Annotated in this window: 13 protein-coding genes; all 13 read left to right on the top strand. The window is 53.2% G+C overall.

The window, feature by feature from the left end:
* The first annotated feature begins 365 nt into the window (after positions 1–365).
* The 13 genes from HEQ61_RS10945 to HEQ61_RS10885 all read left to right on the top strand — a co-directional run bounded on the left by HEQ61_RS10945 (position 366) and on the right by HEQ61_RS10885 (position 8,007).
* Positions 366–770, top strand: coding sequence for an MbcA/ParS/Xre antitoxin family protein (locus tag HEQ61_RS10945; RefSeq protein ID WP_168021440.1), 405 nt, complete (start codon positions 366–368; stop codon positions 768–770).
* Positions 767–1,474: an RES family NAD+ phosphorylase gene (locus HEQ61_RS10940; RefSeq protein WP_168021439.1), complete on the top strand. Its 708-nt coding sequence runs from the start codon at positions 767–769 to the stop codon at positions 1,472–1,474. Before HEQ61_RS10945 ends, HEQ61_RS10940 begins: the two co-directional genes overlap by 4 nt.
* 81 nt (positions 1,475–1,555) lie before the next feature.
* A complete protein-coding gene (locus HEQ61_RS10935; RefSeq protein WP_168021438.1) occupies positions 1,556–2,779 on the top strand; it encodes a multidrug effflux MFS transporter in 1,224 nt (407 codons plus the stop codon).
* A 208-nt stretch (positions 2,780–2,987) separates the two neighbouring features.
* Positions 2,988–3,386: a hypothetical protein gene (locus HEQ61_RS10930; RefSeq protein ID WP_168021437.1), complete on the top strand. Its 399-nt coding sequence runs from the start codon at positions 2,988–2,990 to the stop codon at positions 3,384–3,386.
* Positions 3,387–3,441: 55 nt separating this feature from the next.
* Entirely contained in the window at positions 3,442–3,753 is a 312-nt protein-coding gene (locus tag HEQ61_RS10925) for a D-Ala-D-Ala carboxypeptidase family metallohydrolase (protein ID WP_322099251.1), read from the top strand.
* A 3-nt stretch (positions 3,754–3,756) separates the two neighbouring features.
* The gene (locus HEQ61_RS10920) at positions 3,757–4,080 is read left to right on the top strand and encodes a hypothetical protein (protein ID WP_168021435.1); all 324 of its coding nucleotides are present in this window, start codon (positions 3,757–3,759) and stop codon (positions 4,078–4,080) included.
* 56 nt (positions 4,081–4,136) lie between these two features.
* Entirely contained in the window at positions 4,137–4,775 is a 639-nt protein-coding gene (locus HEQ61_RS10915; protein WP_168021433.1) for a hypothetical protein, read from the top strand.
* Positions 4,772–5,254 (top strand): phage baseplate assembly protein V, encoded by a 483-nt coding sequence (locus HEQ61_RS10910; protein WP_168021431.1) that lies wholly within the window; start codon positions 4,772–4,774, stop codon positions 5,252–5,254. Before HEQ61_RS10915 ends, HEQ61_RS10910 begins: the two co-directional genes overlap by 4 nt.
* Positions 5,241–5,759 (top strand): hypothetical protein, encoded by a 519-nt coding sequence (locus HEQ61_RS10905; RefSeq protein WP_168021429.1) that lies wholly within the window; start codon positions 5,241–5,243, stop codon positions 5,757–5,759. Before HEQ61_RS10910 ends, HEQ61_RS10905 begins: the two co-directional genes overlap by 14 nt.
* Entirely contained in the window at positions 5,734–6,021 is a 288-nt protein-coding gene (locus HEQ61_RS10900; RefSeq protein ID WP_168021427.1) for a PAAR domain-containing protein, read from the top strand. The genes HEQ61_RS10905 and HEQ61_RS10900 overlap by 26 nt, the downstream gene beginning before the upstream one ends.
* Positions 6,022–6,081: 60 nt before the next feature.
* Positions 6,082–6,420 (top strand): GPW/gp25 family protein, encoded by a 339-nt coding sequence (locus tag HEQ61_RS10895; RefSeq protein ID WP_168021425.1) that lies wholly within the window; start codon positions 6,082–6,084, stop codon positions 6,418–6,420.
* Positions 6,420–7,316, top strand: coding sequence for a baseplate J/gp47 family protein (locus HEQ61_RS10890; protein ID WP_168021423.1), 897 nt, complete (start codon positions 6,420–6,422; stop codon positions 7,314–7,316). Before HEQ61_RS10895 ends, HEQ61_RS10890 begins: the two co-directional genes overlap by 1 nt.
* Positions 7,309–8,007 (top strand): phage tail protein I, encoded by a 699-nt coding sequence (locus HEQ61_RS10885; protein ID WP_168021421.1) that lies wholly within the window; start codon positions 7,309–7,311, stop codon positions 8,005–8,007. The genes HEQ61_RS10890 and HEQ61_RS10885 overlap by 8 nt, the downstream gene beginning before the upstream one ends.
* Positions 8,008–8,055 lie beyond the last annotated feature (48 nt).

Raw genomic sequence — 8,055 nt, 5'->3', positions numbered from 1 at the left:
CTTCCTGGTACGTCATAAGGGCCTCTGCCATGGTGTCAAAAGATGAAGGAGCCGCCATAGCAGCATGGGTCTTCACCCGGACAGGAACGGGGTTTACGGGGTGTCCCGGCCGGCTGATCCACAAGATCAAGCCGGGCTTGTGCCCTTCTCATGACATGAGGACACAATGATTTCTGCTGGCGCTTTTTCCATCGTGTCAGGGGTATCTGAGCTTTTTCAGTGGCCAGCCGCCAAAATGTTCTTGATTTGTTCGTTTATGATGCGGGATAAATACATCCATTAACCGTTTTACGATCAATTATTCTCCTTTAAGAAGGTCTATATATGGACTATATTCTAAATAAGTCTTTATATGGAGCAGTGAAATGGCCCCGATCCCTTGTACTGAACCGGCCACCAATCGCCGTGATCTGGCGGGTCCCGCCCTGCGTACATTCTTCCGGATTGCGGACCTATGGAGATTATCGGTTGAGGAGAGCATGACTTTGTTGGGAGTACAGGCACGATCTACTTTTTTTAAATGGAAGAAGGGACATGTCTCGGTCTTGCCCAAGGATACCTTGGAACGGATCTCCTATATTCTGGGCATCTACAAGGCATTACAGATCCTTCTCCCTGATACGGAAGCTGCGGATCAATGGATTCGGTGCCCCAATATGGCACCCGTGTTCAATGGTCAGTCTGCACTGGAACGGATGCTATCCGGCCAAGTTTCTGACTTGTTTGTTGTCCGGCAGTACTTGGATTCCCAGCGTGGTGGGTGGGCATGACCTTTCCTGTCCGTTGCGTTGAATGGAATCCCGGATGGCGCATTATCCCCAGCCGGTTCCCTCCTGTTAATCTGTTTGAGCGTGTTACAGATCCTGCTGATCTGGATGCTGTCATCGAGCTTGAGTCCATGACCAACCCACGTTTACGTGATGCTGTTGGCGACATTCACCTGGTTCCACCACAAGATCGGATCAGCGGGCCGGGAACAAGCGTGATTATGGCTGCATTTACCCACCCCAATCCTGAGGGGAGCCGTTTTGCAACATCATCCTATGGCGTTTTCTATGCAGCATATGCCTTGGAAACAGCGATCAAGGAAACCAGCTATCATCGCGCCCGTTTTATGGGGGCAACACGGCAACCCCCGATGGAGCTGGACATGCGGGCCTATGTTGTCACGGTCTCTGCCGACATGATCGACCTGAGGGGGTGCCAAAAGACTCATCCGGACCTGTATGATCCGGACAGCTATGCCGCCTCACAGGCCATGGCAGGCACACTGCGTGCACAGGGCGCGAATGGCTTGGTCTATAACAGCGTGCGGCATCATGGCGGTGAATGCATTGCCGCGCTCCGTCCATGTATTCTGTCAGATTGCCGTCAAGAGCGACACTTGTGTTATGTCTGGGATGGGCGATCGATAAGCACATATTATGAGAAAAAAGATTTCCGTACGCTTGTTTCCCTACCAGTCCAGGCATGATAGGCTCCTGTTCCTTTGTGACAAACGGCAATGCCCTATTTGCTCTGTTCCCCGCGCATCGTTTAATAAAGCAGGTAGTCTGTGACTTCTCCCCAAAATCCACATATTGGACGACCTGCCATACTGGCGGCTCGTGCCCTGATTATGCTTAGCCCTCTGGGTGTGGATATCTACCTGCCGGCAGTGCCACAGATTGCTGAAGATCTTGGATCGCAAGCATCCTTGTCTATCAGCATTTATTTGGCAGGGCTGGGGCTGGGGCAGCTTGTATGGGGCCCGCTTTCGGATCGGATGGGCCGTCGTCCTGTTGCCATCTGGGGATGCTCCCTGTTTGCCTTGCTGTCGCTGCTTATTGTTTTCTCCGAAGGATTGCCGGAGTTTCTGGGGCTGCGCCTGCTGCAAGGCATTATGGCAAGCTCGGCCGCTGTCTGTGCAACAGCAATGGTACGCGACTGTTACAGCGGGAAAGATGCTGCGCGTGAATACAGCATTCTGATGGGTGTTCTGAATGCAGTTCCTTTTGCCGCTCCTCTCATTGGCGGGATACTAACCGCATGGTTTTCGTGGCGCAGCTGCTTTGTTGTCCTGACAGGCTTCGGAATTTTTCTGACAACTTGGCTGGCATGGCGCATGCCAGAAACAACACCGAAAAGGATTGAAGGCGGTGGAACACACACCCAAATACTACCGTGGACCAGCCCTGTCTTTCTCGGATTCTCTGTGTGTTGCTGCATGGGGCTGGGTGTTGTTTTGTCCTACGTAACCCTTATTCCCTATACTTTGATGGAAGGATACGGGCTTTCCAGCCTGGAATTCGGGGCACTGTTTGCAACAAATGCCGGCTTGATCAGTCTGGTGTGTATTGCCTTCTCCCGGCTTATCGCCCGAAAGGGACCGCTGGCAGTTTTGCGCCTGTCCGCCTTGCTGATGCTTGGGGGTGGGGTCCTCTTGGTACTGTGTCTGAGTGCATGGCCGGATGTACGCCATGTTGCTCTTTTTATGGGGCCTGTTGCCCTGATTTGCATTGGCTTCTCCGGCCTTATGGGACCGGCCCGTGGTCTGGCCATGCAGCCTTTCGAGCGGGGAAGCGGTAAAGCTTCAGCCGTCCTTGGAACAGCTCAGATGTTATGGGCTGCAGCAACCAGTGCAGTGGCTCTTGTTTTACCTCTGCCGTCGCATCTGATTCTAGGCGGCATTACTGCCCTGACCGCTATTGTCTCCCTTGTGATTGCCAAGATCATGGTTCGTCGCTATGGCGTGAACGTTCTGGAAGGGCGTACGGTCAGAGTGCAGCCTGAGGTCTGACAGGAAAATGAAAACTATTTTTTGTCTATACCCGCTATTCTGATCGTAATAATCCATAACAATAAACAAGATATAATTATACAATAATAACGCACAATCAATTACATTAACACAATATTCTAGTTATAATTTTAATATTTTGTGCTATCTAGCCTTTGCTTTTGCCGATAAGAGCGAAGGTGAGACAATGGATATTGATGAAAGTATAATGGAAATTGCTTCTGTTATTGGGCGTGAGAAAGCTCTCTACTTGATTGGTTCTCTGGGACGATCGGGGAAGCGACCGTGGCGACTTAATCTCTATATCCCGAGACATCCCGGTGACAGTCACCCCTTGGTTAAAATACTGGGAAAAGAAGACGCCCTGAGAATGGCCCGTGAATTTGGTGGGATGAATTTGCAGCCGGCAAATGGCAATGCTCTGGTACGGCGCTTCAGGTCACGCGAAATTCAGCGTCTCGCAACAGAGGGAAAACCTGTTCGTGATATTGCCAATTTATTCCAAGTTACCCAACGTACAATTCTGAACGCCATAAAAAGTAACAAGTCAAATTACATTGATCATGAAGGTATAGCAGTTGATAGAAGAGCCACTGGACTGGGTTAAATATAAAAATTTCTCAAGAATCGATTTTGCATGCAAGTATAGCCGTCGTTGTTATATGAATGCTGCTTTCATGGACCGACTTCAGTCTCTCAGAGACCTGTATGGAAAGCCAATGGTTATTACCAGCGGCTTTCGTGATCCCTCTCACCCTGCTGAGGTGGGCAAGGCAAAGCCCGGTCCACATACAACAGGAAGGGCCTGTGATGTTGCCGTGGGTGGTGCGGATGCCCTGCTATTGATTCAGCTTGCCCTGGCAAAGGGTTTCACCGGCATTGGCGTTCAGCAAAAAGGGGGTCTGCGTTTCTTGCACTTGGATGACCTGCCTGCAGAGACAGACAGACCGCGCCCCTTTTTATGGAGTTATTAATCCATGCTGGACGATGCAACATCTCCTGAAGGAATAAAATCCGTTTCGTCTCCTTCCGTTCCTGATCAAGTGGTACGTGACAGCTGGATGCCTTCGCTGATGACCTGTGCCTTGATCATCATGGTTGTTGCCCTTGTGGCTGCTTTACTGTGGGTACCAACCCCGTCAAGCAACGCTGATGTCATTCATCTGATTGCCGGACAAATTATCGGTGCCTTTGCAACAGCAGTTGCATACTGGTTGGGCAGCAGCCGCAGCAGCCACGACAAGCAACGACTATTGGCCCATGGCGGAGCGCCCCAACAGACAAGGAAAGATGGACTGTGAGCACACAGAATACAAACGTTGACATAGAACAATTGCTCTCCTCAATCCGGGGAGACATGCAGAAAAACTTACCAAATGTGCCGGTATTTGACGGGGGAGCTTCCGGAGCAGTTTCCTCTGACCAAGACTTGGCAATCCAGCTTGACATTCTCCGGCTGGATCCAGATCGGACTTTTAATCCGGGCACCGAACAAACAGCTGTTTCTGTGGTTCTACAGGCCACCGCTCTGGTCGCTGGCAATCGACTTTATCCGACACATGTTTCCCGCAGCACCGCAATTTCTCTGGCTTCACAGATTTCATGGCAACGCTGGGGGTGCTCCGTTGGTCCTGCCGAGTTGGACTCTGTTGCTCCAAAGCCTGTTGCCATGGAAGGATTTCATCCGGTTGCGTGGGCCGTAACCTGGAAGCATGCTGCATTTCTTGGGCAATCCTTGTGGGATTCCAGTCGCATTCCTGTTCGCTTTGTCACACAGCTTGGTAATGCGGCGTGGCACCCGAAACAGCCCGCCGCAGAGCAGGTACGGAAGAAACCGTCTGTTGTTCTGGCAGTGCCATCAGAAGACAAACCGGATCAAGAGTGGATTGTTGCTTCAACACCACAGGCCAGAAATGTCTACTACGGCTCCGCTTCGGATCAAGGTGAAGAATACCAGTCTCACTATCATCCTCTGGAAGAAAAGATCAAACAATGAGCCAGTGGGGAATTGCAGATCTGGAGCGACGCTTGGCCAATATGGTCCGCATTGCGATCATTGAGGCCGTGGACCACACAAACAGGAAAGTTCGCGTTACCGCCAAGGGGTTTCTCAGCGCGTGGCTGCCATGGCCTACGGAAACAGGGCGTAATTTTCGTCGTTGGCGTCCGCTGCGTCCCGGGCAACAGGTGGTTTTGATTGCTCCATCGGGTGATCTGACCCGCGCTGTTATTGCTGGCATGCTTTACAGCCAAACCCTGGATGCGCCCGACAACAACGAAAATCGGGATACAATCCTGTTTGATGACGGAACATGCCTTCAATACGACAGCGCCGACCACCATCTGTATATGAACGTGGGGCAAAGTACAGTCAGCATCAGACAGGATGGTCTTTGCCTGTCATCGGGCGGAAGTTCCCTGCTCATCAATGATGCCGGCATTACCCTTAAGGGGGCACGTATTGATCTCAACTAATACAGAGAACCTGCAGATCCGCACGGTAACCTGGACGCCAAAGCCCGGCGTTTTGTTTACACTGCCTGAAACCTCTGTCCATCTATCCCGGACCATTACCTGCGCGGTACGCGATCCGGCTTTTCGTGGTCTGGCCGTAACAGGTTATCGCGCATCCTTGGACCCAAAGCTTGCAACCCTGTCCATAGACGGCACAGCCGAGGCTGTTCATGTAACGGCTGAGCGGCTGCAAGGATCCTTTGATGGCATGTGCCTGACATATCGACAGGGCAATACGCTGCTTCAGGCTTATAGCTGGGATGATCTTCCGGCTTCAGGCATTGATCTGGTAGCGTTCCATCCTTCGCAGACCAAGCGGTATGAAGGACGCCTTGTTGTAACGGCATCCTTGTCTGACGGCACAACAGAGCAAGCAACCTACACACTGTGTATTTTCCAGGACTGGACAGCCGGAAGCCTCCGGTTGAGAGAGGAAATCCATGCCCGCTGTTACCCGCAAGAATGATCCCTGTACGGGCCACGACCTTTTTCCGCCGCGTAACAGCACAGAAGGAAGTTCATCGGTCTTTGTCAATAGCCGACCGATACACCGCAAGGGAGACGCATGGGCAGATCATTGTGATCCCTCACCATCATGCCATACCAGCACGTTGGCAGAGGGTTCGGCTTCGGTCTTTGCCAATGGTCAGGCCGTAGGGCGGATCGGAGACCCGGTCAGTTGCGGTTCAACGGTTGCAGAAGGCTCTCCATCGGTCTTTGCCGGATAAATTAAAGGGTGGAAAGGCCGCCAGGGGACATGGAGCAGACAAGCCGGCAGTATCGGCTCCATGAACGGAACAAATGCAAAAACGGGCAAACACCTGTCCGGCCTTGACCATCTCTCGCAAAGCGTCCGGGATATCCTGACGACCCCTGTGGGCAGCCGTGTCATGCGTCGTGACTATGGCAGCCGGCTCTATCAGCTGGTTGATGCTCCCATAAACCAAAACATCTTGCTGGAGCTGTACGCAGCAACCGCCGAGGCCCTGAGCCGTTGGGAACCACGCCTGAAACTACAGCGGGTCCATGCCCGCAGTGCACGGCCGGGCTGTGTGGTTCTGGAGCTGACCGGAGAGTACATGCCCGGCAAGTACATCATTACTCTCGACGGAATAGAAATAACCTGATGGCGCACGGATTTACAGCTGTAGACCTGTCCCGGCTCCCTTCCCCCAATGTGGTGGAAACGCTGGATTATGAAGCAATCTTTTCAGACATGCTGGAAGACCTGCAAAAGCGCGACCCCGTGTTCAAGGCGTTGCTGGAAAGTGATCCTGCATACAAGATTCTGGAAATAGCAGCCTATCGTGAACTGCTGTTACGGCAGCGTGTCAATGAGGCAGCCCGTGGCGTCATGCTGGCTTATGCCACAGGGGCAGACCTGGATAATCTGGGAGCCTTGCTGGGCGTTGTACGCAAGACATTGCTGGCCGGCGATCCAAAGGCGGTGCCACCCGTTTTACCGGTTCTGGAAAACGATGATGATCTTCGCCGCCGTATTCAGCTGGCTCCCGAAGGTTTCAGCACAGCTGGTCCTGCGGGGGCCTATGTTTTCTATGCCCTGACAGTTGATGGTGTCGCAGATGCCAGTGTACGCAGCCCGGCCCCCGGTGAGGTAGAGGTTACAATCCTGTCGCGCAGCGGCAACGGTACTGCGGACACCGCGCTGCTGCAAGGCGTACAGGATATCTTGTCTTCCGACGAGATCCGTCCCCTGACAGACAAGGTTGCTGTCCGCAGCGCCACGATCCATGAATACGATATCAATGCAACGCTGTACTTTCACCCGGGTCCGGGGCGTGAACAGGCACTTGAACAGGCCCGAAAGGCGATTGCTGCTGTGGTTGCCCGCCCGCGTCGCTTAGGCTTGGACGTAACCTTATCAGAGCTTTACGCCGCGCTGCACCAACCCGGTGTACAAAGGGTCGAGCTGAGCAGCCCGCAACAAACGATAACGGTCAGTGCAGGTGCAGCAGCCTGGTGCCAGTCCATAAACCTGAAGGACGGGGGCGTTGATGCCTGAATCCTGCCCCGGTCTTTTGCCCGGTAATGCCACACCGGCCGAACGTGCCCTGGAACAAACAATCGCCCGATTGTCCGATGTTCCGGTTCCCCTGCGATCCTTGTGGAATCCGGACACCTGTCTGCCCGAGCACTTGCCCTGGCTGGCCTGGGCGCTGTCCGTTGACAACTGGGATCCATCCTGGCCAACAGACGTCAAGCGTCGGCATGTACGCAAGGCTATTGATATCCAGCGACGCAAGGGAACGGCCGAGTCTGTACGAACGGTTGTCAATACTTTTGGTGCCAACCTGTCGCTACAGGAATGGTGGCAGACACATCCACCCAAGGCCCCGCATACATTCAACCTGACCCTGACCTTGGGTGATGACACGCCGTCGGATGCCGCTTGGCAGCAAGACATCATCCGCGAGGTCGAGCGGACCAAACCCGTACGGTCCCACTTCACACTGACAGTCGGCAAAGCTGCAACAGGTGGAGCGGCACTGACAGGGGCATTATGTCCGGTTACTGCCAAGCGCCTGATGACCGATGAGGAACCGCCAGCCCGGAAAATCCGGCTAGCTCTGAAGGGTGTAGCCTGCAAAGCCGATTTCTTGCGCCTGGATCTCAACGCGCGACGTTTTGTCTGCTGTGGTGGATTCGGGACAAGCGGTACCCTGCGTACAGCCAGTTATACGCGCATTCATTGAAAACCGTTATTATCACCATATCGGAATATATTATGTCATCCACTCGTA

It is taken from the genome of Haematospirillum sp. H4485 (genome assembly GCF_012102745.1).
Taxonomy (GTDB): Bacteria; Pseudomonadota; Alphaproteobacteria; order Rhodospirillales; family Rhodospirillaceae; genus Haematospirillum.
The sequence above is the reverse complement of the archived record's forward strand: the minus strand, read 5'-3'. Positions and strand labels throughout refer to the sequence as shown.